The sequence below is a fragment of the Mesorhizobium sp. Primo-A genome (genome assembly GCF_003997175.1).
GTDB classification, from domain to species: Bacteria; Pseudomonadota; Alphaproteobacteria; order Rhizobiales; family Rhizobiaceae; genus Mesorhizobium; species Mesorhizobium ciceri.
This window is the reverse complement of record NZ_RZTG01000012.1, coordinates 227,803-253,866: the sequence shown is the minus strand read 5'-3', so window position 1 is coordinate 253,866 and position 26,064 is coordinate 227,803. Positions and strand designations below refer to the sequence as shown.

The 26,064-nt window shown below is 62.6% G+C and carries 26 protein-coding genes; 11 read left to right on the top strand and 15 right to left on the bottom strand.

Annotation, left to right across the window (positions count from 1 at the left end):
• Positions 1-4: 4 nt before the first annotated feature.
• The 5 genes from EOC83_RS23120 (at position 5) to rnhA (ending at position 3,733) form a co-directional block, all read left to right on the top strand.
• A complete protein-coding gene (locus tag EOC83_RS23120) occupies positions 5-391 on the top strand; it encodes a DUF983 domain-containing protein (RefSeq protein WP_024503617.1) in 387 nt (128 codons plus the stop codon).
• Positions 388-1,143 (top strand): SURF1 family protein, encoded by a 756-nt coding sequence (locus EOC83_RS23115; protein WP_063167682.1) that lies wholly within the window; start codon positions 388-390, stop codon positions 1,141-1,143. The genes EOC83_RS23120 and EOC83_RS23115 overlap by 4 nt, the downstream gene beginning before the upstream one ends.
• An 88-nt stretch (positions 1,144-1,231) precedes the next feature.
• A complete protein-coding gene (gene ispH, locus EOC83_RS23110; protein WP_063167683.1) occupies positions 1,232-2,242 on the top strand; it encodes a 4-hydroxy-3-methylbut-2-enyl diphosphate reductase in 1,011 nt (336 codons plus the stop codon).
• Between the two features lie 5 nt (positions 2,243-2,247).
• Positions 2,248-3,210, top strand: coding sequence for a homoserine kinase (locus EOC83_RS23105; RefSeq protein WP_063167684.1), 963 nt, complete (start codon positions 2,248-2,250; stop codon positions 3,208-3,210).
• A gap of 4 nt (positions 3,211-3,214) precedes the next feature.
• On the top strand, positions 3,215-3,733 hold the full coding sequence (rnhA, locus tag EOC83_RS23100; RefSeq protein WP_027164143.1) for a ribonuclease HI: 519 nt from the start codon (positions 3,215-3,217) through the stop codon (positions 3,731-3,733).
• Between the two features lie 133 nt (positions 3,734-3,866).
• On the opposite strand, the gene EOC83_RS23090 is transcribed toward rnhA, so the two are convergent.
• From EOC83_RS23090 to EOC83_RS23080, 3 genes are all read right to left on the bottom strand, one after another.
• A complete protein-coding gene (locus EOC83_RS23090; RefSeq protein ID WP_013532768.1) occupies positions 3,867-4,343 on the bottom strand; it encodes a DUF2938 domain-containing protein in 477 nt (158 codons plus the stop codon).
• 72 nt (positions 4,344-4,415) lie between these two features.
• Complete coding sequence (locus EOC83_RS23085; protein WP_027164142.1) at positions 4,416-4,898, bottom strand: peroxiredoxin; 483 nt, start codon at positions 4,896-4,898, stop codon at positions 4,416-4,418.
• A gap of 84 nt (positions 4,899-4,982) precedes the next feature.
• Complete coding sequence (locus EOC83_RS23080; protein ID WP_063167685.1) at positions 4,983-5,789, bottom strand: protein-disulfide reductase DsbD domain-containing protein; 807 nt, start codon at positions 5,787-5,789, stop codon at positions 4,983-4,985.
• 170 nt (positions 5,790-5,959) lie between these two features.
• On the opposite strand from EOC83_RS23080, the gene EOC83_RS23075 reads away from it, so the two are divergent.
• Complete coding sequence (locus EOC83_RS23075) at positions 5,960-6,568, top strand: YqgE/AlgH family protein (protein WP_013532765.1); 609 nt, start codon at positions 5,960-5,962, stop codon at positions 6,566-6,568.
• Between the two features lie 5 nt (positions 6,569-6,573).
• Here the strand turns inward: EOC83_RS23075 and EOC83_RS23070 are convergent, their stop codons facing one another.
• From EOC83_RS23070 to EOC83_RS33605, 5 genes are read right to left on the bottom strand one after another with little or no spacing between them, the layout of a single operon-like run.
• Positions 6,574-9,462 (bottom strand): EAL domain-containing protein, encoded by a 2,889-nt coding sequence (locus EOC83_RS23070; RefSeq protein ID WP_063167686.1) that lies wholly within the window; start codon positions 9,460-9,462, stop codon positions 6,574-6,576.
• Between the two features lie 3 nt (positions 9,463-9,465).
• Positions 9,466-10,062 carry a GNAT family protein gene (locus tag EOC83_RS23065; RefSeq protein WP_013532763.1) on the bottom strand — a complete coding sequence of 199 codons (597 nt, stop codon included), beginning with the start codon at positions 10,060-10,062 and terminating at the stop codon, positions 9,466-9,468.
• A 15-nt stretch (positions 10,063-10,077) separates the two neighbouring features.
• Positions 10,078-11,370, bottom strand: coding sequence for a pitrilysin family protein (locus tag EOC83_RS23060; RefSeq protein ID WP_013532762.1), 1,293 nt, complete (start codon positions 11,368-11,370; stop codon positions 10,078-10,080).
• A 14-nt stretch (positions 11,371-11,384) separates the two neighbouring features.
• Positions 11,385-12,782, bottom strand: a complete 1,398-nt coding sequence (thrC, locus tag EOC83_RS23055; protein ID WP_013532761.1) for a threonine synthase — start codon at positions 12,780-12,782, stop codon at positions 11,385-11,387.
• Between the two features lies 1 nt (position 12,783).
• Complete coding sequence (locus EOC83_RS33605; protein ID WP_263499029.1) at positions 12,784-12,912, bottom strand: hypothetical protein; 129 nt, start codon at positions 12,910-12,912, stop codon at positions 12,784-12,786.
• On the opposite strand from EOC83_RS33605, the gene EOC83_RS23050 reads away from it, so the two are divergent.
• Positions 12,911-13,642, top strand: a complete 732-nt coding sequence (locus EOC83_RS23050; RefSeq protein WP_013532760.1) for a hypothetical protein — start codon at positions 12,911-12,913, stop codon at positions 13,640-13,642. The genes EOC83_RS33605 and EOC83_RS23050 overlap by 2 nt on opposite strands.
• A 42-nt stretch (positions 13,643-13,684) precedes the next feature.
• On the opposite strand, the gene EOC83_RS23045 is transcribed toward EOC83_RS23050, so the two are convergent.
• Positions 13,685-14,371 (bottom strand): HAD family phosphatase, encoded by a 687-nt coding sequence (locus EOC83_RS23045; protein WP_013532759.1) that lies wholly within the window; start codon positions 14,369-14,371, stop codon positions 13,685-13,687.
• A gap of 175 nt (positions 14,372-14,546) precedes the next feature.
• Between EOC83_RS23045 and EOC83_RS23040 the strand changes: the two genes are divergently transcribed.
• Positions 14,547-15,680: a site-specific DNA-methyltransferase gene (locus tag EOC83_RS23040; protein ID WP_013532758.1), complete on the top strand. Its 1,134-nt coding sequence runs from the start codon at positions 14,547-14,549 to the stop codon at positions 15,678-15,680.
• A gap of 66 nt (positions 15,681-15,746) precedes the next feature.
• On the opposite strand, the gene EOC83_RS23035 is transcribed toward EOC83_RS23040, so the two are convergent.
• The gene (locus EOC83_RS23035; protein WP_013532757.1) at positions 15,747-16,358 is read right to left on the bottom strand and encodes an HAD family phosphatase; all 612 of its coding nucleotides are present in this window, start codon (positions 16,356-16,358) and stop codon (positions 15,747-15,749) included.
• Positions 16,351-17,556, bottom strand: coding sequence for an A/G-specific adenine glycosylase (gene mutY, locus EOC83_RS23030; protein ID WP_013532756.1), 1,206 nt, complete (start codon positions 17,554-17,556; stop codon positions 16,351-16,353). The genes EOC83_RS23035 and mutY overlap by 8 nt, the downstream gene beginning before the upstream one ends.
• A gap of 53 nt (positions 17,557-17,609) precedes the next feature.
• On the opposite strand from mutY, the gene EOC83_RS23025 reads away from it, so the two are divergent.
• The 3 genes from EOC83_RS23025 to smc all read left to right on the top strand — a co-directional run bounded on the left by EOC83_RS23025 (position 17,610) and on the right by smc (position 22,584).
• Entirely contained in the window at positions 17,610-18,110 is a 501-nt protein-coding gene (locus EOC83_RS23025) for a DUF721 domain-containing protein (RefSeq protein WP_013532755.1), read from the top strand.
• 163 nt (positions 18,111-18,273) lie between these two features.
• Positions 18,274-19,017, top strand: coding sequence for a DsbA family protein (locus tag EOC83_RS23020; protein ID WP_013532754.1), 744 nt, complete (start codon positions 18,274-18,276; stop codon positions 19,015-19,017).
• 105 nt (positions 19,018-19,122) lie between these two features.
• The gene (gene smc / locus EOC83_RS23015; protein ID WP_013532753.1) at positions 19,123-22,584 is read left to right on the top strand and encodes a chromosome segregation protein SMC; all 3,462 of its coding nucleotides are present in this window, start codon (positions 19,123-19,125) and stop codon (positions 22,582-22,584) included.
• A 263-nt stretch (positions 22,585-22,847) separates the two neighbouring features.
• Here smc and EOC83_RS23010 read toward each other — a convergent pair whose 3' ends face one another.
• From EOC83_RS23010 to EOC83_RS22995, 4 genes are all read right to left on the bottom strand, one after another.
• Positions 22,848-23,063 carry a hypothetical protein gene (locus EOC83_RS23010; RefSeq protein WP_082826424.1) on the bottom strand — a complete coding sequence of 72 codons (216 nt, stop codon included), beginning with the start codon at positions 23,061-23,063 and terminating at the stop codon, positions 22,848-22,850.
• A gap of 180 nt (positions 23,064-23,243) precedes the next feature.
• Positions 23,244-23,612, bottom strand: a complete 369-nt coding sequence (locus EOC83_RS23005; protein ID WP_013532752.1) for a hypothetical protein — start codon at positions 23,610-23,612, stop codon at positions 23,244-23,246.
• A 92-nt stretch (positions 23,613-23,704) separates the two neighbouring features.
• Positions 23,705-24,586 carry a hypothetical protein gene (locus tag EOC83_RS23000; protein ID WP_013532751.1) on the bottom strand — a complete coding sequence of 294 codons (882 nt, stop codon included), beginning with the start codon at positions 24,584-24,586 and terminating at the stop codon, positions 23,705-23,707.
• Positions 24,587-24,661: 75 nt separating this feature from the next.
• A complete protein-coding gene (locus EOC83_RS22995) occupies positions 24,662-25,864 on the bottom strand; it encodes an alpha-2,8-polysialyltransferase family protein (protein WP_244514274.1) in 1,203 nt (400 codons plus the stop codon).
• Positions 25,865-26,064 lie beyond the last annotated feature (200 nt).

Genomic DNA, 26,064 nt, shown 5'->3' with positions numbered 1-26,064 from the left:
TCCCATGAGTGAAGACAGGGCGATCTGGCCGCCGATCGATCCGATCTCGGCCGGCCTGCATGGCCGCTGCCCGCGCTGCGGCGAGGGGCGGTTGTTCTCCGGCTTCCTCACTGTCGGCAAGCGCTGCGTCAATTGCGGCCTCGATTATTCCTACGCCGATGCCGGCGACGGGCCGGCGGTGTTCGTCATCCTGATCATAGGCTTCCTTATCGTCGGCCTGGCGCTCTGGGTTGAAGTCACGCTTAGCCCGCCGCTCTGGCTGCATCTGCTGGTCTGGATTCCGCTGGCTGTCGTGCTGTGCCTGGCGGCGCTGAGGCTGATCAAAGGCGTGCTGCTGACGCTGCAATACCGCAACAAGGCGGCCGAAGGCCGGTTGGATCGCGGCGAATGAGCGAGGCAACCGTTAAAGCCGATGGCCGATCGCGGCCTAGGACGGCATTGCTGCTCGGCCTTGGCCTTGTGCTGTTCCTGATCCTGCTGGCGCTCGGCACCTGGCAGGTGCAGCGCCTTTATTGGAAGGAAGGCCTTCTGCAGACCATCGACCAGCGCACTCATTCAGCGCCGCGGCCGCTGGCCGAGGTCGAGAAAGAATTCGCAGCCACCGGGGACGTCGATTATACGCCCGTCGCCGTCACCGGGACGTTCCTGCATCAAGGCGAACGGCATTTTTACGCGACCTGGGAGGGTGATGCCGGCTTCAATGTCTACACGCCGCTGGCGCTCGACGACGGCCGCTTCGTCCTGATCAATCGCGGCTTCGTGCCTTACGATCTGAAGGACGCCGCCAAGCGCGCCAAGGGACAGGTGACCGGCAGAGTGACGGTCACGGGGCTCGCTCGCAACCCCCTGCCAGCAAAGCCGTCGATGATGCTGCCCGACAACGATGTGGCGAAGAACATCTTCTACTGGAAGGACCGCGACGTCATGGCGGCGAGCGCGGGCCTGCCGGCTGGGTTCACGCTGGTGCCGATCTTCATCGACGCAGACAAGACGCCAAATCCAGGCGGATTGCCGGTTGGCGGCGTCACCATCATCGACCTGCCGAACAGCCATCTGCAATATGCCGTCACCTGGTACGGGCTTGCCGCCACGCTCGCCGCCGTGCTCATCCTGCGGCTTCGCCGCCCCGCGAAAGAGGAATGAATGCGAGCGACGCCCCCTTTCTACCGATGCCCTTGACAGGGCAGGGGTGCGCACCTCATTTCGGCTTTGATCAACCGGCCCGGATTTAATGCTTCAGACAACCACCAAACCACCTCTGACGATCCGGCTCTGCCAGCCGCGCGGTTTTTGCGCCGGTGTCGACCGTGCCATCCAGATCGTCGTGCTGGCGCTGAAGAAATATGGCGCGCCGGTCTACGTCCGCCATGAAATCGTGCACAACCGCTACGTCGTCGAGGGGCTGCAAAGCCTTGGCGCCGTCTTCATCGAGGAACTCTCCGAGATCCCGGCCGAACATCGGCAGTCGCCCGTCGTGTTCTCGGCGCATGGCGTGCCGAAATCGGTGCCGGCGGATGCGAAGGCGCGCAATCTCTTCTATCTCGATGCCACCTGCCCGCTGGTGTCGAAGGTCCACAAGCAGGCGATGCGCCATCAGCGGCTCGGCCGTCATGTGCTGTTGATTGGTCACGCCGGACATCCCGAGGTGATCGGCACCATGGGCCAGCTCCCGGACGGAGCGGTGACCCTGATCGAAACCGAAGCCGATGCCGCAAAGCTCTCGCCCACCGATCCGCAGGCGCTAGGCTTCGTTACCCAGACCACATTGTCGGTCGAGGACACCGCCGGCATCATCCGCGCCTTGCAGGATCGCTTTCCGGCGCTGCAGGCGCCAGCGGCGGAATCGATCTGCTATGCCACCACCAACCGCCAGGAAGCCGTCAAGGACACCGCGCCGGGCGCCGATCTCTATCTGATCGTCGGCGCGCCGAATTCCTCCAATTCGCGACGACTTGTCGAAGTGGCGGAGCGTGCAGGCGCCACCATGTCGCTTCTCGTGCAGCGCGCCGCCGAGATTCCGTGGAATGACATCGGCAACATTTCGACGCTCGGCCTGTCGGCCGGCGCGTCGGCGCCCGAAATCATCGTCGACGAGATCATCGACGCGTTCCGGCAGCGCTTCGATGTCACGATCGATCTGGCCATCACGGCCACGGAAACGGAGGATTTTCCGGTCATGCGGGTACTGCGCGATGTCGAACTGACGCGGGCCGACATGGCCTTCGTCAATGGAGCCGCGTAAGGCACATGGCGGTCTACACTGACGTCGCGGAAGGCGAACTCGGCGCATTCCTGAAGCACTATCCGGTCGGCGATCTCCTGTCCTACAAGGGCATCGCCGAAGGCACCGAGAACTCGAACTTCCTGCTGCACACCTCGAGCGGCTCCTACATCCTGACGCTCTATGAGAAGCGCGTCGAGAAGGCGGATCTGCCGTTTTTCCTTGGGCTGATGGGCCATCTCGCCTACAAGGGCGTGTCCTGCCCGCTGCCGGTGACCGCCCATGACGGCAGCGTCATCGGCACGCTCGCCGGCCGGCCGGCGGTCATCATCACCTTCCTGGAAGGGCTTTCGTTGCGGCGGCCCACAGCCACGCATTGTGCCGAGGTCGGCAAGGCGTTGGCGCAATTGCATCTGGCCGGCGCCGATTTTTCGATGACACGTCCGAATGCCCTGGCCATCGACGGCTGGCGCAAGCTCTGGGACGCAGCGCGCGACCGGGCCGACGAGGTCGAGCCGGGCCTGGCGGCCGAGGTTGATGCCGACTTTGCCGATTTTGAGCGCAACTGGCCCAAAGACCTGCCGCAAGGCATCATTCATGCCGATCTTTTCCCGGACAACGTTTTCTTCCTCGGCGAAAAGCTCTCCGGCCTGATCGACTTCTATTTCGCCTGCGACGACCTCTATGCCTACGATGTCGCCACCTGCCTCAACGCCTGGTGCTTCGAGAAGGATTTTTCCTTCAACCTGACCAAGGGCAAGGCGCTGCTCGCCGGCTACAAGAGCGTCCGGCCCCTGAGCGACCAGGAAAAGGCTGCGCTGCCGATGCTGGCGCGCGGTTCGGCGTTGCGCTTCATGCTGACCCGGCTATACGACTGGCTGACCGTCCCCGATGGCGGGCTGGTGATGAAACGCGATCCGACCGAATACATCAGAAGGATGCGGTTCCACCGGGCGATCAAATCTCCTTCGGAATATGGATTGGCCTGATATCATGAGCAAACAGGTTGAGATCTTCACCGACGGCGCTTGTTCGGGCAATCCCGGCCCTGGCGGCTGGGGCGCGATCCTGCGCTTCAACGGCACCACCAAGGAGCTTTCCGGCGGTGAGGCCGAGACGACCAACAACCGGATGGAACTGTTGGCCGCTATCTCGGCGCTGAACGCGCTGAAGGAACCGTGCACGGTCGAGCTTCACACCGACAGCAAATACGTCATGGACGGCATTTCCAAGTGGATCCACGGCTGGAAGAAGAACGGCTGGAAGACCGCCGACAAGAAGCCTGTCAAGAACGGTGAACTCTGGCAGGCGCTCGACGAGGCCAACAAGCGCCACAAGGTCACCTGGAACTGGGTCAAGGGCCATGACGGCCATGTCGAGAACGAGCGCGCCGACGAACTCGCGCGCGAAGGCATGGCGCCGTTCAAGAAAGGCCCGTTCAAGCCTGCAGCAGCGCCAAAGCCTGCTGCGCCGGCAATCGCGAAGGTGCGGCGCTCGACCCAGAGCTATTGAATTTCAGGAGCGGCGCGGCTCGGGTACGAAGAAGCAGATCAGCCAGCGGGCGGCGGCAACTACTACGATATCGGCGCGCATTCCGTTGTCTACGGCTGGCAGCCGATCGACAGGCCGACACAGCCGTAAGCGCTTATCGTATCAGCAGCGCCGTGCCCCAAAGCCCAAGTGCGAACACCGTATGCGACACCAGGTTCAGCGCCCGGATCCGCATCGGGTTGGGCCGCTTCGAGGCGGCCCAGCCGGCGCCCATGCCGGGTGCCAGCAGGAACCAGCCGGCGCCGACGGTGACAATGCCGAGGATGAAGGCCGGCAGAAATGTCGGCGCGGCAAGCCAGCCCGCTCCGGCCAGCACCACCAGGATGATGCCGTAGATGATGCCGACAAAATAGTGAAAGGCCCAACCCAGCGCCTTTTCATGCGCGTATGGTGCTGTATCGCCGATATCGTCGTGAAAGACCTTGTCACGGAGATGCCAGACCCAGCGGCCGACCGGCCCCCAGTTCGGCCGTGGCTGGCCGAACGCCTTGTGCAGGAAGATGGCCCAGAGATCCATCAGCACGGTGGCGCCGACGCCGATCGCGATAGCGCGCCAGAAGATGTCAAACATCGCTAGGATCCCCCCAAAGCAAGCCATGAACCACAAGCGCCATCGCCGTTGCGGCCGAAGGCGCACTGAAGTTCAGAGCTGTCCCAGAATATGGGCCGCGCCGGACTCGTCGACACCGGGCTTGGTCTCGACATTGAGCGCGGTGACCTTGCCGTCGTCGACGATCATCGAAAATCGTTTCGAACGCAGCCCCATGCCGCTGGCGGAAAGGTCATTGTCGAGGCCCACTGCCTTGGCGAAATCGCCACTGCCGTCGGCCAGGAACAGGATCTTGCCCTCGCCGCCGGTGAAGCGCGCCCAGGCGCCCATGACATGGACGTCATTGACCGAGACGACGGCGATGGTGTCGACGCCGCGCGCCAGGATGGCGTCATGGTTCTCGAGATAGCCGGGCAAGTGGTTGTTGCTGCAGGTCGGCGTGAAGGCGCCGGGAACTCCAAACAGAACGACCTTTTTGCCCGGGAATATCTCGGCCCCGGTGATCGGCTTGGCGCCGTCGTCGGTCATCGTCTTGAAGGTCACGTCAGGCAGCTTGTCGCCAACGGAAATGGTCATGGATTCCTCGCTTGGGAAATGGGGAAGGACGTGTCTTTGCGTAGCGAACCCAACGGCTTCCTGCAACCGTTGCGATGGGCTGGATCAAGGGAAAGGCAGAACCCCTTCGACAGCGCCCGCCGCACTCGTCAGCGTATAGTGAAGCCCGCCATCAGTCGGCGTCGTCGAGGGGCGGTCGAGGATCGGCACGGTGAAAATCAGCTTGCCGTCCTTTTCGCTGCGGGCCGGGGTGCCGAACATGTAGTCCTGCTCGCCGGCAACGAAGAAATCCGCCGCCGCCGGATCGCCGGGAAAGCTCGCCTCGACAATCAGCGTCTCATGGTCGCCCGGCAGCACATTGATGCCGAAATCGGACCTCGCGGGCGCAGGCAGTGCCGTAAAACTCGCCTTCACCAGCGCCGCGTCCTCGGCATTGTCCGGATCGGAGGCGGGGTCGACGGTCAGCCGCGTCTGCACCGGAATGCAGATCGTTTCGCAGATGCCGAGAAAGATGTCGGCATCGATCACCGCCGGCTGGTTCGGCGTCGCCAGCGTGAATGTCACCGGCAGAGAGACCGGATAGTTGTAGCCCGCCCATTTGCCATAGCCGTCGTCATGGCGCTGCGGCGCCGGAAACGACAGAGCGGCGTCGGCGACGTTGGTGCTGGCCGAAATGTCGAGTTGCGGCGGCACGCCCGCGTCTCCCGGATCGCGCCAATATGTCTTCCAGCCGGGCTTGAGCGCTATGTCGAGAACGCCCTGTATGCGGCCGGCATCGTCGGCTTTGCCTGATGTAACCAGCCGGACCTTGCCGCCTTCGCTGTTGTACCACGCCGACGAAGAGGCGGCGGCGGGAAGAGCGGTGGCCGATCCGATGCCGGCGCCGAGCAGCAGGATTTTCAAGCTTCGCATGGCGGTGATTTGATCGTCCGTTCGTGGCCGCGCAATGATTTCATGGCCTTGCCGGTATCATATTTGCGTGACTTCGAGGGAGAAGAATGTTCGAGCCGCCGCCACAGGCTTTGGTCGAATCCAGCACGGCGCATCTTTTCGGCGCTTTGGAAACGCGTTACGCTCCCTTCATGGACTTGTTGCGCCACAAGAAGACGGTCGCCAGTCGCGGCTTTCTCGACGATCAGTTCCTGATTGCCATGCCCGGCATGAAGGACGACCGTTTCACGCGCTCGGTCATCTATGTCTGCGCCCATTCCGATGAAGGCGCCATGGGCCTGATCATCAACCAGACGCAGCAGATGCTGTTTCCGGACTTGCTCGTGCAACTGGGCATCATGAACGAGCAGGAGGCAATCCGCTTGCCGGCTCAGGCCCGCGATTTCGTCGTGCGCAATGGCGGCCCCGTGGATCGCAGCCGGGGCTTCGTCCTGCATTCGGGCGACTATCGGGTGGAATCATCGCTGACCGTTTCCGACGACATCTGCCTGACGGCGACCGTCGACATATTGCGCGCCATATCGTCCGGCCGCGGGCCTCGTCATGCGCTGATGGCGCTCGGCTATTCCGGCTGGGGCGCGGGCCAATTGGAGACCGAGATCGCAGAAAATGGCTGGCTGACCTGTCCGGCCAGTGCCGAGCTTCTGTTCGACACCGATATCGAGCGCAAATACGACCGGATCCTCGCCTCGATCGGTATCGACCTTGCGCATCTCAGCCTCGCTGCCGGACACGCCTGATCCGTTTACGCTTGCGTCAGCGGATACTGCTCTTTCAGCGTCTTCAGCACCTGGTCGCCCGGCATCGGCGCGCCGAACATGAAGCTCTGGACATATTCGCAGCCCATCTGGCGCAGTTCCAGCGCGTCGCTCTCGTCCGAAATGCCCTCGGCGACGACGGACAGGCCGAGTTCATGCGCCATGTTGACCATCGATTTCAGCAGCACCGCGCGCTTGGGCGTGTTGTCGTCGACGAAGCTCTTGTCGATCTTGATGGTGTCGAAGGGGAAACGCGTCAGATAGGCCAATGACGAATAGCCGGTGCCGAAATCGTCCAGCGACAGGCCGATGCCGAGCTGCTTCAGCTTGGTCAGCACATGGGCGGTCTGCTCGGGATTGTCCATGACAAGCGATTCGGTGAGTTCGAGCCGGAAGCAGCGCGGCTTCAGGTTGGCCCGAGCGATGACCGAGCGGACGTCGCTGACCAGGTCGCGGCGGATCAACTGGCGGCTGGACAAATTCACCGAGACCGACAGCGGCGCGTCGCCGATCTGCTTTTGCCAGCTGGCGAGGTCTTCCGCCGCCTGCTGCATGGCAAACAGGCCGAGCTGCACGATCAGGCCGCAGCTTTCGGCGACCGGGATGAAATCCGCCGGCGGGATCATGCCGCGGCGCGGGTGGTCCCAGCGCAGCAGCGCCTCGAAGCCGGCGACGCTGCCGTCCTCGAGCCGGACGATCGGCTGGTAGGCAAGGGTGAATTCGCGCCGCTCGATGGCGCGGCGCAGGTCGGATTCGAACTGCAGCCTGTCGGTGCCGACAGTGCGGAAAGCCGGACGGAACGGCTCGATTCTGTCGCCGCCGAAGCGCTTGGCCTGATGCATGGCAAGCTCGGCATCCTTGACCATGTCCTCGGCCGACATCTGTGGCGAATTCCAGGTGATCAATCCGATCGAGGCGGTCAGCACGATCTCGCGCTTGGCAAAGGTGATCGGATTGTTGATGGCATGCTTGATGGCATCCGCCACGGCGGCGATGCGGGCCGGGTCCTGTTCGGACAACAGCATCAGCGCGAACTGGTCGCCGGCAAAGCGCGACAGCGAGTCCTTCGGCTTGAGCAGCCGGTGCAGGCGGCGCGCGATGGTCAAGAGGATGGTGTCGCCGGCCGAGATGCCGAGCCCGTCGTTGACCTGCTTGAAACGGTCGATGTCGATGACGAAGACGGTCGGGCGCACCTTCTCTTCGGTGCGCGCGATCGAGATGATCGCTTCCAGCCGGTTCATCAAAAGTTCGCGGTTCGGCAGGCCGGTCAGGTTGTCGTGCACGGCATCGTGCAGCAGCCTTTCCTCGGACTTTTTCTGCTCCGTCACGTCGACCATGGTGCCAACGCAGCGGATGACTTCGCCGTCGGATCCGATGACCGGGCGCGCACGCAGCGAGAACCAGTGATAGTGGCCGTCAGCGCCGCGCAGGCGGAAGTTCTGCGACACCCGGCCGCGCCGGTGCTCGAGCACGACGTCGAGCGTCGTGCGGAACGTGTCGCGGTCGTCGGCATGCAGCACCGGCAGCCAGTTACGCGCCGCACCGCCGAGGCTGTTCGGCGCCAGCCCGAGTTGGATGCTGACATCGGGCTTGGTGACGACGCGGTCGCGCAGCACGTCCCAGTCCCACACCGTGTCGCCCGATCCGGCCACGGCAAGCGCCTGCCGCTCCAGGTCGGAGAACAGGCCCTGATGCAGCGCGCCGCCGGCAAAGGCATGCTGCATGACGGTGAAGCCGATCAGCAGGATGATCAGGATCAGCCCGCCGCCCAGGGCCGGCTGGGCGATGTCGTTGTCGAGCATGCCGGTGATCGCCATCCACGACCCGCACAGCCACAACAGCACCATGACCCAACTGGGCACCAGCATGATCGCACGATCATAACCACGAATCCCGAGGAAGATGATCAGGCCAAGCCCCGTCAGTGCGGTGGCGGCGAAGGACAGCCTGGCGATGCCGGCGGCGACCGCGGGATCGACGATCGCAACGCCGGCGATCAGCACCAGCCCGAGGATCCAGACCAGTGCGCCATAACTGAAATGGCCGTGCCATCGGTTGAGGTTGAGATAGGCGAACAGGAACACCACGAAGGTTCCCGCCAGCGCCACCTCCGTTCCCGCCCGCCACATCTGCTCATTGCCGGGCGAGATCTCGATGACCTTGTTGAGGAAGCCGAAATCGACGCAGATATAGGCCAGTACCGCCCAGGCAAGCGCGGCGGTCGCGGGGAACATCGAGGTCCCCTTGACCACGAAAAGGATGGTCAGGAACAGCGCCAGCAGGCCCGCAATGCCGATGACGATGCCGCGAAACAGCGTGTAGGAATTGACCGAGTCCTTGTAGGATTCGGGATCCCAGAGGTAGACCTGCGGCAGCTTCGGCGAGGCCAGTTCGGCGATGAAGGTGATCACCGTGCCGGGGTTCAGCGTCACCCGGAAAACGTCGGCGTCGGGACTGGTCTGGCGGTCGAGCGCGAAGCCTTCGCTGGGCGTGATGGCAGCGATGCGGGTCGAGCCCAGATCCGGCCAGAAGATGCCGGAATTCACCAGGCGGAAATGCGGTGCGACGATCAGCCGGTCGAGCTGCTGGTCGGTGGTGTTGGCGAGCGCGAAGACAGCCCAGTCGCCGGTCGAACGGGCATCATTGGCCTCGACCTCGATGCGCCGCACGATGCCGTCCGGACCCGGCGCGGTCGACACCTGGAAATTCTCGCCCTGGTTGCGGTAGATCTCGACGGCGCCGGAAAGGTCGAGCGCGACGTCGTCGCGGGCGATCTTGATCGGCTCGACGGCGAAGGCCGACGATGCCGCCCACAGCGTCAGGAGTATCGCGAGGACAATGGCGAACAGCGGCCCGTTGCGCAGGAATTTCGTCAAAAATCAGTCCTTCGTTCCAACGCCCGGCGGATCGTCCGCGATCCGGGCGTAGAGGTAGTGGTCCTGCCAGATGCCGTTGATCCTGAGATAGGATCGCAGCAGTCCTTCGCGCCGAAATCCGGCTTTTTCAAGCACGCGGATCGACCTGATATTGTCGGGAATACAGGCCGCTTCGATCCGGTGCAACCTCAGCGTATCGAAGGCGAAGCGGGTCACCACCTTGACCGCGTCGGTCATCAGGCCGCGGCCGCCGAAGCGCTCGCCGATCCAGTAGCCGACATGGCCGCTTTGCGAGACGCCATGGCGTATGTTGCCGAGCGTGATGCCGCCGGCAAGCTTGCCGCTGCTCCTCTCGAAGATAAAGAAGGCGATAGCGGTTCCCTGAGCATAATCCTCGCGGTAGCGGCTGATGCGCAGCCGCCATGCGTTGCGGTCGAGTTCATCGGGAGTCCAGCGTGGCTCCCATGGTTCGAGGAAAGCGCGGCTTTCCCCGCGCACCGCCGCCCACTCGCGATAGTCGTTGGTGAACGGCACGCGCAGCGTGACACGGTCGCCTTTCAGTGCCGGCAGGTCACGGCGAAAGAAAGGGAGCGCGAACATGGCGCTTTGAGGGGCTTAGACGGCGAGCTTGCGGGCCGCGGTCTGCGTGCCCGCGAGCGATTCGAGAATCGCCTCGTAGGGCGCCAGTGTGCCCACAGGCCCGACAGCGGTAAGCGTCGGCTTGGTCGAGAACAAACGCGACGATAGATCGGTCAGCCGCTCGATCGTCAGCGCCGACAGCCGTTCCATCAGTTCCTCCTTGGCGATCGGCCGGCCGAACAGAAGCAGTTGCCGTGCGATCTGCGAAGCGCGGCTGGCCGGGCTTTCGGCTGACATGATCAGTCCGGCGCGATATTGGGCGCGCGCCCGGTCGAGTTCTTCCTGCAGGATCTTCTCACCGGCCTTCTGCAGTTCGTCGATGATGACAGGCACCAGTTCGGCGATGTCGCTCTGGCCGGTCGCTGCATGGACGCCGAAGACGCCGGTGTCGGAAAAGCCCCAATGGAAGGCATAGACCGAGTAACACAGGCCGCGCTTCTCGCGGACCTCCTGGAACAGGCGCGACGACATGCCGCCGCCGAGGATCATCGACAGCACCTGCGAGGCGTAGAAGTCGCGCACATGATAGGCCCGGCCTTCGAACCCCAGCACGATCTGCGCGTCCATCAGGTCGCGGTCCTCGCGAAAATCGCCGCCGACATATTGCGCATATTGCGGGATGGTGCTGTCGGCCTTGCTGCGGAAGCCGCCGAGCTGCTTTTCGACCTCGCGCACGAAATTGTCATGCTTGATGTCGCCGGCGGCGACAATCACCATGCGCTCGGCGCCATATTGCCGCTCTATGAAGTCGTGAAGTTGTTTCGAGGTGAAGGACTTGACCGTTTCGGGCGTGCCGAGAATGGAGCGCCCAATCGTCTGATGGCGATAGGCGGTTTCCGTGAAACGGTCGAAGACGATGTCGTCGGGCGTGTCGTGCGCGGCGCCGATCTCCTGCAGGATCACATGCTGTTCGCGTTCGAGTTCCTGCGGGTCGAATTCGGACTCCTGCAGGATGTCGGCAAGAATGTCGACGGCTAGCGGCACGTCGTCGGAGAGCACCCTGGCATAGTAGGAGGTGGTCTCGACGCTGGTGGCGGCGTTGATTTCGCCGCCGACGTCCTCGATCTCCGAGGCGATTTCGAAGGCGCTCCGCCTTTTCGTGCCCTTGAACGCCATGTGCTCGAGCAGATGGGCCATGCCATGCTCGTCGTCACGTTCATTGCGGGCACCCGACTTCACCCAGGCACCAAGGGCAACCGATTCGATGCTTTGAAGGGTTTCGGTGGCGACTGTCAGGCCGTTCGACAGACGGCTTACCTCAACACCCATATGGCTACTACTCCCTAACGCGCCGCCCGCGCGCGGCGGCCGACGTAATCTTCCACCATTTTCAGGTCGGATGGAAGTACCGTGTATTTTTCCTCCGATGTCATCAACCCACCTAGCCATGCGGGCAGTGCGGGCGACACGCCGCTGGCGGCTTCGACGGCGGCCGGGAATTTTGCCGGGTGTGCTGTACCCAGCACCACCATCGGCACGGCGCCTGACGCCTTGCCTGCGGCGACATGCACGGCTGCCGCAGTGTGCGGATCGAGCAGATAGTTGCTGGTCGCGAGCGTCGAGCGGATGGTGGCGGCGACCTCGTCCATATCAGCGCGGCCGGCGTCGAATTCGGACCGCATCCCGGCGATTTGGTGGGGTTCGATGGTGAAAGCACCGGACTGCTTCAGGCCGTCCATGTAGCGCCGCACGGTCGCGGCGTCACGGCCGGAGGCCTCGAACAGCAAGCGTTCGAAATTCGACGACACCTGGATATCCATCGACGGCGACGTGGTCGCAAAGACGCCCTTGGTGCGGTATTCGCCGGTCGAAAAAGTGCGCGCCAGGATGTCGTTGTCATTGGTGGCAATGACCAGCCGATCGATCGGCAAGCCCATCTTCTTGGCGGCATAGCCGGCAAAGATATCGCCGAAATTGCCGGTCGGCACGGTGAAGGAAACCGGCCTGTCCGGCGCGCCGAGCGACAGCGCCGAGGAGAAATAATAGACGATCTGGGCCATGATGCGGGCCCAATTGATCGAATTGACGCCCGAAAGCGCCACCCGGTCGCGAAAGCCGTGATCGTTGAACATGTCCTTGAGCAGGCCCTGGCAATCGTCGAAATTGCCTTCGATCGCCAGCGCATGGACATTTGCAGCCGTCGACGTCGTCATTTGCCGCTGCTGCACCGGCGAGACGCGGCCATGCGGGAAAAGGATGAAGATGTCGGTCCGGCTGCGACCGGCAAAGGCATCGATGGCAGCCCCGCCGGTATCGCCCGAGGTGGCGCCGACGATGGTGGCGTGCTGGTCGCGTTCGGCAAGCACATGGTCCATCAGCCGGGCCAGAAGCTGCATCGCCACGTCCTTGAAGGCGAGCGTCGGCCCGTGGAAGAGTTCCAGGACGAAGGTGTTGGGGCCGGTCTGCACCAGCGGGCAGACAGCCTCGTGGCGGAAGGTGGCATAGGCTTCGCGGACCAGCCGCTCGAAGACGGGCGCCGGGATTTCGCCGCCAAGGAACGGCGACAGCACGCGGATGGCAAGGTCGGGATAGGCAAGGTCGCGCATGGCGCGGATCTCGGCGGCGGAAAACTGTGGCCACTCGCGCGGCACGTAGAGCCCGCCGTCGCGCGCCAGCCCAGCCAGCACGGCGTCGGAAAATCCAAGAACGGGGGCTTCCCCGCGGGTACTCACATAGTGCATGTCACAATTCCGTTACTGCCTGGCTTTTTCCGTCCACCGCAAGGTGGTTAATTCTGCACTGGCTCAGTCGCATTTTTGCCGCGCGGTTGATATACGTCACCAGCTTTGCGAGAGGGAAGTGCAGTTTCATGGCGTTTCGTACATTCAGTGGTCGCTTTTTGGCGGGTCTTGCGCTCACCGGCTTTATGCTTGCCGCCGCCGGCTGCCAATCGGGCGACAATGGCATCCTGAACCTCGGCATCGGCAAGAAGGAGGACCCGACGGCGCCACCGCCGCCGCAGGATCCCAAGATCCTGGCCAGCCAGTTGCAGGCCTATTGTCCCAGGGTGACCGTGCGCGACGGCACGGCCTTCTTCAACACCTATTCCAGGGAAGCTCAGAAGCCCAAGCCCAGGATCAAGAAGACCGGCGATGCCGCGCAGGATGCCGCGGCCCAGGCCGAGGCTGACGCCGCTGCTGCAACGCCGCCCGACGATTCGGCCAATATCATCTACCAGGCGTCGGTCAGCGACGTGACACGCGACTGCAGCCGTGCCAACGGCCAGTTGGCGATGAAGATTGCGGTCGCCGGCAAGATTGTCCCCGGACCGAAGTTTTCTCCAGGCACGATCACCATGCCGATCCGAACGGCGGTGATGCACGGCACCCAGGTCCTCTATTCGCAGCTCCACCAGTATCAGGTCCAGGTCACCGATCCTTCCGTTGCCACGCAGTTCGTCTTCACCGATTCCAATGTCGTCGTGCCCGAGCCGACGGCCCAGGATTATCAGGCCTTTGCCGGCTATGACGAAACCGCGCATCAGGCAACGGCCAACAAGTCGAAGAAGACCCGCCGCAAGAGGGCTGCCGCGACGAACTAGGTCTCGGCAGTTGCATGAGGCGTGCGTCGCGGCGCACGCTTCTCAGGCGTCCGACCACTCCGACAGCGCGGCGATCACGCTTTTCAACTCTGCCCAGCGGCGGATCACCGTTTCGGCGCCGGCCTCGGTGAGCGCGTCGGCATGGCCGGGATAACTGTGTCCCGCGCCGGTGAAGCCGATCACCCGCATGCCCGCCGCCCTTGCGCCGTGGACGCCGTGCACGGAATCCTCGATGACGAAAGTGTTCGCCGGGTTGGCGTTGAGTTTCTCCGCCGCGAACAGGAACACGTCCGGCGCCGGTTTCGTTTTCGCGGTCGGTGTTTCCATCGCCGAAAAAATCCGGTCGGTGAAAAACGGCAGAAGATGCACCTTTTCCAGCATGAATTCGATCCTCTCGGAGCGTGAATTCGAGCAGACGCAGCGCGGCACGGTTACCGCGGCAACGGCCTCGCGCGCGCCATCGATGGCGCGGACGTCACTGCGCAGTTTGCGGTCGACCAATTGTTCCTCCCTGTCGATCAGAGAGGCTTGGAAGGGAATGCGGGACTTTTCCTCGACCCGCAGCATGATGTCCTTGAAGGTCAGGCCGGCATAGCTCTCCGAAATCTCCTCAGCCGATATCTCGTATCCGGCCAAGGTCAAAAGCTCGGCGTCGACGCGGGCGGCGATGATCTCGGAATCGACGAGCACGCCGTCGCAATCGAAGATGACAAGGTCTGGCTGGGGCATGGTGATCCGGACAATGGGAGGGCGAAGTGGCCTCGGAAGGCTCAGGCGGCGCGGCATACACCAACAGGGCCGCCTTCGCAAATTCGCCACACCAGTCCCTTGCCTTCACGGAATATTTACGCTGATCGGTAACCATAACCAGGAGTAAACAGTAACGCGTGCCTTGGGTGTCAGAATGTCTGCCGTGCGTCTTCTCGACGAGCTTTCCCACGCTCCCCAGCAATCCGAATGGCTGGACACGATCCTCAAGGGCGACTGCGTCGCCGCGCTAGACCGGCTGCCCGAAAAATCGATCGACGTCATCTTCGCCGATCCGCCCTACAATCTGCAGCTCGACGGCGACCTGCACCGCCCTGATCAGTCGAAGGTCGACGCCGTTGACGACGATTGGGACCAGTTCGAGAGTTTCGAGGCCTATGATGCTTTCACGCGTGCCTGGCTGCTGGCGGCGCGCCGGGTGCTGAAGCCCAACGGCACCATCTGGGTCATCGGCTCCTATCACAACATCTTCCGTGTCGGCGCCAAGATGCAGGATCTCGGCTTCTGGATCCTAAACGACGTCGTCTGGCGCAAGACCAACCCAATGCCGAATTTCCGCGGCCGCCGCTTCCAGAACGCGCATGAGACGATGATCTGGGCCACGCGCGACCAGAAGGGCAAGGGTTACACCTTCAACTACGAAGCCATGAAGGCGTCCAACGACGATATCCAGATGCGCTCCGACTGGCTGTTTCCGATCTGCACCGGCGGCGAGCGGCTGAAGAACGACAATGGCGACAAGCTGCACCCGACGCAGAAGCCGGAAGCGCTGCTTGCCCGCATCATGATGGCCTCGACCAAACCGGGCGACATCGTGCTCGATCCGTTCTTCGGCTCCGGCACCACCGGCGCGGTGGCCAAGCGCCTCGGCCGCCATTTCGTCGGCATCGAGCGCGAGCAGGCCTACATCGACGCCGCCAACGAGCGCATCGACGCGGTGCGGCCGCTGGATGGTGCCGATCTCACCGTTCTCACGGGCAAGCGCGCCGAGCCGCGCGTTGCCTTCGTCAGCCTGATCGACACCGGCCTGATGATGCCGGGTGCGACGCTCTACGATGCCAAGAAGCGCTGGGCGGCCAAGGTGCGGGCCGACGGCACGGTGGCGATCGGCGACAGCGCCGGTTCGATCCACAAGGTCGGCGCCGAAGTGCAGGGGCTGGATGCCTGCAACGGCTGGACCTTCTGGCATTATGAGCGCAGCGGTGGCCTGACCCCGATCGACGAGCTTCGCCGCATCGCGCGGCTCGGCATGGAGCGGGCAGGGGCCTGAGCCCCTGCCAATTGCTTCGAATGCCTTTGATTCAAAGGCTCAACGGATCGCGCGAAGCGATTCAAATCAGGCCTTGATTCCGAGACGTTCAAGGTCTGCTTGAAGCGTCCTTGCGTCGGTGAACAGCACCGATTGCCAGCCTGCCGCCTTGGCGCCGTCGACATTCTTCTGGCTGTCATCGATGAACAGCGTCGCGGCCGGTTCGAGGCCGAATGCGGCGACGTGGTGATCGTAGATGGCTCGGTCGGGCTTGATCTGGCGAATATCGGCCGACACCGTCACGCCGCGCGGACGATTGAGGAAATCGAAGCGCTCGCGGGCCTCGGCCAGCGTGTCGCTGGCGAAATTGGTCAGCATGGTCACGTCGTGGCCGCTCTCGATCAGACCGACCATGATGGCGACGCTGTCCTCATAGGCATGCGGCACCATCTCGTGCCAGTGGCGGCGGAAACCGCGGATGTTTTCCGCGTGATCGGGATGGTCCGCGATCAGCAGCGCCTCGGCCTCTTCCCAGGTCCGGCCGCGATCCTGCTCGATGTTCCAATCATGCGTGCAGACATTGTCGAAAAACCACTTTCTCTCTTCGGCATCCGGAATGAGGCGGCTGAACGGAATGTTGGGATCGTAGTGGATCAGCACGCGGCCGATATCGAAAACGATGTGGCGTATTTCAGTCATGGGGCCTCTTTGCACTGTGTGGCGACGGCTTTTTCGTCGCGCCGGGTATCGCAGCCTCGATTGCCTTTTTCATGACAGTCGGCAGCGCCTCGCCGGAAATCTCGTGAGCGAGCGACCAGAAATGCCCGTCTGGCGCATCACCTTTGATGTGAGCGTGAAAGACTTCGAGTTCGAGAGCGAAATGCGTGAAGACATGCGCAATGCGGCCCGCATGCCGCCAGTCGGCGGGAAACGGCGCGGCCGCTTGCGTGGTTGCCCCATCGATCCGCGCGGTCCAGCCTGTCGTCGGCACCTCGGTCATGCCGCCGAGCAAGCCCTTCTCGGCCCGTTTGCGCAGAAGGATGGCGCCGTCGGCCCGTACGGCGACAAAGGCCGCGCCGTGCCGCTGCGGCTTGTCGGCCTTGGGCAGGCGCACCGGGAAGTGCTCGGGATCGCCTGAAACGACCGCGTCGCAGTCTTCGCGCAGCGGGCACAGCATGCAGCGTGGCCGGCGTGGCGTACAGATGGTGGCGCCGAGATCCATCATCGCCTGGGCGAAGTCGCCAGGCCTTATCCCGGGCACCATGCGCTCGACATGGGCGCGGATCTCGGGCTTGGCTTCGCTGAGCGGGGTTGTGATCGAAAACAGCCGGGAGATGACACGTTCGACATTGCCGTCGACAACCGCGGCGGGGCGGTCGAAGGCAATCGCCGTGATGGCCGCCGACGTATAGGCGCCGATGCCGGGCAATTCTCTCAAACCAGTCTCCGTGTCGGGAAACCGGCCGCCACGCGCAGCCACAAGATCGGCACAGGCCTTGAGATTGCGGGCGCGGGAGTAGTAGCCGAGCCCGGCCCAGGCCTTCATCACGTCCTCCGCTGGCGTCGCGGCCAGCGCCTCGACATCGGGCCATTTCTCGACGAAAATCCGGAAATAGGCCTTCACTGCTTCGACGGTGGTCTGCTGCAGCATGACCTCGGAGAGCCAGATGCGGTAGGGATCAGGCCGCACGCCGCGTGCATGCTCACGGGGCGTGATGCGCCACGGCAATTCACGGTGATGCACATCATACCAGCCGAGCAGGCGGGATGCGATATCGTCGCTGACACCGGATGCAGCTGTGCTGCTATCTCCAGATGCAGCTATGCTGCTATCTGCGGATGTGGCTTTGCCACTATCCCAGGATGCGGTCTTGCGGGTCTGGTCTGCTGGTGCCATTGATCTTGTATTGGCCTGGCCGGTATCTGCTGGGTCGTCGCTGGAGGACGTACATGGCAGGGAGAACGCCCTACGGCAATCCCGTCCCGGTCAGCGATCTCGCGACCAGGATCCTCGATCCGGTGCTGCGCAAGCGGGCCGGCATTTCGATCGGCCTCGTCCAGTCATGGGACGAGATCGCCGGCCCACGGCTGGCCAGCCACTCGCGCCCCGAAAAAATCCAGTGGCCGCGCCGTATGCATGAGGACGATCCGTTCGAGCCGGCCGTGCTGGTCATTGCCTGCGAAGGCATGGCGGCACTTCATCTGCAGCACGAGACGGGCGAGATCATCAACCGGGTCAACGCCTTCCTCGGCTTCACCGCCATCAACCGCATCAGGATCCTGCAGAAGCCGGTGACAGCCGACAAAGGAAAGCGCAGACCGGCCCTGAGACCGCTGACCGCGGCTGAGAAGACGAAATTGTCGGGGACTGTCGGCCTGGTCGATAATGAAGGACTGCGCGCCTCGCTGGAGAAACTTGGCGCGACCATTATTGGGGAGAGAAAATCATAGGCGTCTTGAAGAAAGTCATGGATTCGTCGTCTATATCTCGCATTCGTGATCGCCCTTGTCAGGTTTCGCGATTGGATTGGGGATCGAGATGCCTTAATTCGCGCCAACTCTCGCCTTTTCGTGTCTTTGCATTGCAAAATCCAACCCTTGTCAGGTGATTCGTATGAACCGTCCCCCGTTTGGCCAAAGCTTGTCTCGCAGAAACGTCCTGTCTTCGCTGGCCGCCATTCCGGCGGTGGCCCTGCTCGCGGCCTGCAGCGACTCTGGCGAGGAGGCGAAGGCTGCGAATGTGAAGCCCGCTGAGCCGGCCGCTCCCGCAAAGCCGGCCACGCCGGCCGCCGCCACCGCGCCGGAAGCCCAGGGCACCGTGGACATGACGGAACTGATGAAGCCGGGCGCGCTGCCCGACAAGCAGCTTGGCAAGGACGACGCCAAGGTCACCATCGTCGAATACGCCTCGATGACCTGCCCGCATTGCGCGCATTTCGCCGAGACCACCTTTCCGGACCTGAAGACCAAGTACATCGACACCGGCAAGGTTCGCTACATCCTGCGCGAATTCCCGTTCGACCCGAGCGCCGAAGCCGGTTTTATGCTGGCGCGCTGCGCCAAGGATAACTATTACCCCATGGTCGACGTCCTGTTCCGGCAGCAGGCGAACTGGGTTGGCGTCCAGAATACCAAGGATGCGCTGCTGCAAATCTCGAAGCTCGCCGGTTTTACACAGGAGTCCTTCGAGGCCTGCTTGACGGACCAGAAACTTCTGGACGATGTGAGATCGGTCCAGAAGCGCGGCGCCAATGAATTCAAGGTCGACTCGACACCGACCTTCTTCATCAACGGTAAGACCTACAAGGGGGCGATGTCGATTGAGGAAATGTCGGCCATCATCGACCCTCTGCTCTGACGTCCAGTCAGCCCTGAGGCGGCGGCGCTTCGGCGTGCGCGGCTTCTCGTTGTGCTGCGAATTCCTTTCGCAAAACCACGGAAATCCGCTTAGCGGGCGGCGCGAATGAAGTTTTCGCGCCTTCGCCTCCTTGGTTTCAAATCTTTCGTCGAGCCTGGCGAGTTCGTCATCGAACGCGGCCTGACCGGCATTGTCGGGCCCAATGGCTGCGGCAAGTCGAACCTTGTCGAGGCGTTGCGCTGGGTGATGGGCGAAAGCTCCTACAAGAATATGCGCGCGTCCGGCATGGACGACGTCATCTTCTCCGGCTCGGGCACGCGTCCGGCGCGCAACACCGCCGAAGTGACGCTCTTCCTCGACAACAGCGACCGCTCGGCGCCCGCTGCCTTCAACGATGCCGACGAACTGCAGGTGTCGCGCCGCATCGAGCGCGAGGCCGGTTCGCTTTACCGTATCAACGGCAAGGAGGCCCGCGCCAAGGACGTGCAGCTTCTGTTCGCCGACCAGTCGACCGGTGCGCGTTCGCCGTCGATGGTCGGCCAGGGCCGCATCGGCGAACTGATCCAGGCCAAGCCCCAGGCACGCCGCGCCCTGCTCGAAGAGGCGGCAGGCATTTCCGGCCTGCACACCCGCCGCCACGAGGCAGAACTGCGGCTGAAGGCGGCCGAACAGAACCTGGAACGGCTGGACGACGTCGTCGGCGAGCTGGAAAGCCAGATCGAAAGCCTGAAGCGCCAGGCGCGCCAGGCGTCCCGCTTCAAGAACCTGTCGGCCGATATCCGCAAGGCAGAAGCGACGCTGTTGCATCTGCGCTGGACGCTGGCCAAAACCCAGGAAGGCGAGGCGCGATCGGCGCTGGCGGTTGCCACGGCACTGGTCGGCGACCGCGCCGCGGCCCAGATGGCCGCCGCCAGGGAGCAAGGCATAGGCGCCCATCGGCTGCCGGACCTGCGCGACGCGGAAGCCGCCGCCGCCGCTGCCTTCCAGCGCCTCTCGATCGCCAAGTCGCAGATCGAAGAGGAAGCCGGCCGCATCCGCGCCCGTCAGAGCGAACTCGAGCGCCGGCTGCAGCAGCTCGACGGCGATATCGCGCGTGAGGAGCGCATGGTCCGCGACAACGCGGACATTCTCGAGCGCCTGCGCGCCGAAGAGGCGGCACTCAATTCGGAAAATGCTGGTGCCGCCGAGCGCGAGGCCACCACCCGCGCGGCTTTCGAACAAGCGGCATCTACGCTTTCACAAAGCGAAGCCAAACTCGCCGCGCTGACTGCCGAGCGGGCCGAGGCTGCCGCCTCGCGCAACCAGATCGAACGGACGCTGCGCGATACCGCCGAGCGCCGCGACCGCTTCGCGCGTCAGCTTGCCGATGTCGACCGGGAATTGTCGGAGATACTCTCCAAGGTCGCTGGCCTGCCCGATCCGGCCGAGAAGCGGGTGCTGGTCGAACAGGCCATGGCGCTGCTGGAGGAGGCCGAGGCTGCCGTGTCCGAGGCCGAGCAGTCGGTCATCGATGCCCGCGCTGCCGAAAGCGCTGCCCGGCCACCGCTTCAGGATGCCAGGGCCGAGCTGGCAAGGATCGAAACCGAAGCGCGCACGCTGGCAAAAATCCTCAATGCCGCCAGCGGCGATCTCTTCCCGGCCGTGCTGGAGCAGATCAGCGTCGATCGCGGTTTCGAAACGGCGCTGGGTGCAGCCCTTGGCGAAGACCTCGACGTGCCGCTCGACCGCAGCGCGCCGGTGCATTGGGGCGAAGGCGCGATCCAACCCGGCGACGCGGCTCTGCCGGAAGGCGTGAAGAGCCTGGCCAGCGTGGTCCACGCGCCGGCACAGCTCGCCCGCCGCCTGGCGCAGATCGGTATCGTCGATGCCGCCGGCGATGGCCGCCGGTTGCAGCCGCTGCTTGCTCCCGGCCAGCGGCTGGTCAGCCGCGAGGGCGCGCTGTGGCGCTGGGACGGCTTTACCGCCAGTGCCGACGCGCCGACCGCCGCGGCGCAACGGCTGGCGCAGAAGAACCGGCTGGCTGAGCTCGATGCCGAGGCGATACAGGCGACGCTCGTCCTGCGCCAGGCCGAGGAGGCGCTGGGAGAGGCCGAACAGGCGCTCCGCCTGGCAAGCGAGGCCGAGCGCAACACGCGCCAGGCCGGTCGTGACGCACAGCATCGGCTGGACGCCGCCCGCAATGCACTGGCTGAGGCCGAGAGGGCCGGCGGCGAATTGCAGAGCCGGCGCGCAGCACTCGATGAAGCGCGCGCCCGCATCGTCGACAGCCATGAGGAGATTTCGGCCGCCTTCGCCGAGGCGGAAATGCTGCTGCAGGACGCGCCCGATCTTGGCGATCTGCAATTGCAGCTCGAACAGTCCTCGGCCAATGTCGCCCGCGACCGCGCCGCGCTTGCCGATGCGCGTGCGGTGCATGAGGGGCTGCGCCGCGAAGCCGAGGCGCGCGCGCGCCGGCTCGATGCCATTGGCGCCGAACGCAGCAATTGGCTGGAGCGGGCCGAAAACGCCTCGACGCAGATCGCCTCGCTTGGCGAACGCAAGGCCGAGGCCGAGGCCGAACGCGAGCGGCTGGCGGATGCGCCCGATGAAATCGACGCCAAGCGGCGCGCCCTGCTGTCGCAGCTCACCGAGGCCGAAACCTTGCGCAAGGCGGCGGCCGACCGTCTGCAGGAAGCGGAGAACCGGCAATCCGAACTGGACAAGGCCGCCACCGGCGCCATCCAGTTCCTGGCTGAGGCGCGCGAGAGCCGCGTTCGCGCCGAAGAGCGGCTGACCGCGGCCGACGAACGCCGGCTGGAGGTCGAGGCGCGCATCCAGGAAACGCTGAACACACCGCCGCATGTGGTTATTCGCCATACCGGTCTGGAGGCTGACAGCCCGATGCCTGAGATGCCCGAGATCGAGCGTCAGCTGGACCGGCTGAAGATCGAGCGCGAACGGCTGGGCGCCGTCAATCTGCGCGCAGAGGAAGAGCAGAAGGAGCTTTCCGACCGGCTGGAGGCGATCGTGTCGGAGCGCGAGGACATCATCGAGGCGATCCGCAAGCTCAGGCAGGCGATCCAGAGCCTCAACCGCGAAGGCCGCGAGCGGCTGCTTGCCGCCTTCGATGTCGTCAACGGCCATTTCCAGCGGCTGTTCTCGCATCTGTTCGGCGGCGGCACGGCGGAATTGCAGCTGATCGAATCCGACGATCCGCTCGAGGCCGGCCTCGAAATCCTGGCCCGCCCGCCCGGCAAGAAGCCGCAGACCATGACGCTGCTGTCGGGCGGCGAGCAGGCGTTGACGGCGATGTCGCTGATCTTCGCGGTGTTCCTGACCAATCCGGCGCCGATCTGCGTGCTCGACGAAGTCGACGCCCCGCTCGACGACCACAATGTCGAGCGCTTCTGCAACCTGATGGACGAAATGGCCGCCACCACCGAGACGCGCTTCGTCATCATCACCCACAATCCCATCACCATGGCGCGCATGAACCGGCTGTTCGGCGTCACCATGGCCGAACAGGGCGTCAGCCAATTGGTGTCGGTCGACCTGCAGGCGGCCGAGGCCATGCGCGAGGCAAGCTGACCCAGGTCAGCGCTGGCTGGAATGGGCCGCACCGGAGCAATTTCAGGAAAAGGGTGCAAGCGGTTCTCGCTCGGCAAAAAATGTCAGGGCCGCGGACTGTGCCTGTGCGAATGATGTTTGGCCGGGGACCAGACGAAATAGAGCGAGCCCAGTTTCAGCACAGGCACCCTGTGATCCCGCTCGCGATCACGCAGTTCCCGGTAGGTCTTCACCTTCAGTGTGCCCCCCGGCAATCTGATTCGCAAAGCCATGATGCATAGAGCTTACGTGCTTTCTCCAGACGATGGAAGATTCATTTCAAGTTCCTCATCAGTATTCGAGCTCCTGGAGGGGCGATCAGGAATTGTACTGGGCCACCAGATGACGAAATATTTGCCAAACTGCCAGACCGGGACTTCGCCCTTGTACTCTCGCCGCCGCAACTCATAACGTTGCTTGACCTTCAATACACCGCCCGGAAGCCTGATCTTGATCGTCATCGTCCCTCAATACTGATGGCGCACTTCCTGGGTGCCGCGCCCAAAATATCTGTCCGGCCAAGTTAGAAAAATCGCTCACTCTCGGATCGGATCGTTGCAATCCGATTTCGCTGAGTCAATGGAGCCGAGGGCGAACTCCTGTGGCTATCGGCGCCGTGCAGATAAGGCTTGAGAGCGGGCTCAACCTCTGCGCCGCAAGATCCAGTTCACACAGATCACGGCCACGAGGCCACATGCGATGCCGGCGCAATCGGCAAACCAGTCGAACACATCCAGATCGCGCCGTATCAGCGCCGTGCCCTGCAGGACCTCGATCGCCGCTCCAATCATGGCCAGGAAGACGATTAGTCTTGCTTTTCGATCGGGCCAGCCGAGCCCTCCAAGGAAAGTCATGACGGCAAAGGCGCTGGCGTGGTTCAGCTTGTCGGAACGGAAACCGATATCGATCCCGTACTCTTCAAGTCGGGGTATAGGCAGCAGTGCAAGGGCAAGAACAGCGGCAAGCGTGGCGAAAAAGGCGATCCGTTCGACGGCTGGATAAAATCTCATTCTGTTCCAATCTTTGCCTAGCCGCCGGGAAAGTCGAATCCGGCTCGGTATTGGCAGTTCAGGCTGAAACTCGGATCGACGGCGTTGTTCTTCTAAAGCCGCAATTTTTGCTTGAGCTTTTTCAGCCAGGTCTGTTCCGCCTCATCCTGATTTTGATGCGCCGGGACGTAGCGCGGCCGTATCTTTTTTCCTTTGATGTAGAATGGCTTTTCGACTTCTCCAACCAGATTGACGAAAAGCCGGGATTTGTTGGTGGGTTGGCGGACTGTGACGCCGTGGACCGATTCAATCGAGTTGATGAACAATACAAGAATGTTCTTGTCGTATTGAACTGTTTCGACGCATTCCAAATGGGTGTCGTCGACATAGGCATCATTGAAGAGTGTCGCTTTGGCTTTCAGCGTGGCGTATTTGGACTGGAAACGACTAATTGTCAGGTCCCCGCCAACGGCATCATAATCTTCCGGCCTCATATAAAACAGGCCAGAAAATAGCTTGTCGCCATTGTCGATGTGGCTTGTCCGCACCGAGCCGGCATTGGTCACCGGCGTGTTCCCGCTGAGCATCGCATCCATCAGTATGTCGCGTGTTGCATAGGTGTCACTAAACCTGATGCCCGCTTTCATATTCTTGAGGCGTTCATAATTGGGGTAATAATCAGGGTAAAGCTTGTGAATATCGTCATAGAACAGGTCGGCGACCTCGCCGAAAAATGCTTGCGATACATGGTAGGCGATAAAATCGCGCCATATTTGCGGCACGGCTTCGTTCGACCGAACGCGGTGGGCCTCATAATCCCACCTGGTGTTGTTGCGGCGTGTATCGATTTCGAGCGTTTCCGGAGCGGGAAACGTGCCGGCCAATTCCTGGTAGAGATCGAGGGGAAGGGCGTCAGGCAGGATGATGTGTGGAAACGGCTCCGATCGAACGTCGGCCTTGGTGGCTCGTTGAAGGACTGAAAGCGGCTTTGACATCGATGGTGTCCCAGATCGAGTTTGTCCGAATTTGGACAGCGAGGATCGTGTTCAACCTGTTCGGGTTACCGCCTTTCAACGGATCCCTTTCTGCGTCTCGTTCAAAGATTGGAGCGTTGAAAAGGGCTCCGCATGGGCTTTTACCATTTCGCTCATTAGAATATCCGCGCCAGTCATGAGGGGGACCAGGGTTTCCGCAAATGTGTATGTTTTGATGCCGTAAAGCCACTTCAGGTAAAGAAGGGCAGCTGACGTGCCGGAGACGCAGCCAACGATGTTCATTCGGGATACGACAAGCTCTATCGGATATATGTGTGGCAGGTTAGCTTCCATGATCCTGGTGTTGGCGTCGGCCGTCACATTGCCAACTGCATCCAGCAATTCGGGGAAGAAGGGCTTGCTTATTCTGGGATGTTCCTTCCAGACGACGTCGTATCCCCTCTCGACGATCTGCTCCGCAATTCGTCTATAGATCGCCGCCTCTTGCGCGTACGACATTATGCGGTTTCGCGACAATGCCTGGCCGAGCAGCAGGATCCGTGGGTTGGCTGACGCACGGCAATGTTCATCGCCGCCGGAAAGCGCATCCCTGCAGGCTTCACCTATTACGTCGCGCATCAGCGAAGCGCCGACCTGAAATCTTGGTACGTTCTCCAGTGCATCGTGAATGGGGATTTCGTGAAGCAAAGAATAAAACTTCGTCACCCGTCTCAGATGGTGTCTTTCTATCCTGTCGGCCGCTTTCCTCAATCGGAACGCCGGTGAAATTGTAGAGAGTCCTGCAATCAAGACCGCGGTGATGCGTCGTCGAAACCTTGTGCCCGGCGGCCGTGACATGGTTGCCATCTCGAATGGAAGGTATGACGTCAAGCCATCCTCATACAAAACGATCTTGGCTTCAGGGTATGAATCCAGCAGTATTTTTTCCGACGGCCGGTTAACGAAGCAGGCCCAGATTTCAGCTACGGAACTCGCGTCGAGACCAATTGTGTCTCGGATCAGACGATGGATCCGGAAAATTTGCAGTTGCCCATATTTACGCTCGGACGTCAGAAGGTCGTACGCCCATATGATCCGTCTCCAGGTCCATACTTTAGACGCAAGTTCAGCAAGACCGGTCTTGAAATGCTCGGAAACGCCGGCCGTTTCATAAAGCAGGAGATAGTCCTCATGCTCCTGATCCGCCGGGGAGCTTCCATCCATTGTTGATTGGCGAAGTGAGGCAACCAGGCTGAGCAATTGCCAGCTGCCAAAGACGCAGCATATTCGAGCTGGCAATTTAAGATCTCCAGATCGGATGGAAATAACGCTGCATGTTCCGCGATCTCAACCGCAAAATTGCTTCATATCCGACAGGCCGTGTGGCTCGGGGCGTCCCACCCGCTTCGTAATACTGCCTATCGCGTCGGTAGGAAATATCTTTCAGACGGCGGGTCTAACGTCCAAGACAGGCTAGAGTTCCGCACAATAGGCAGGCG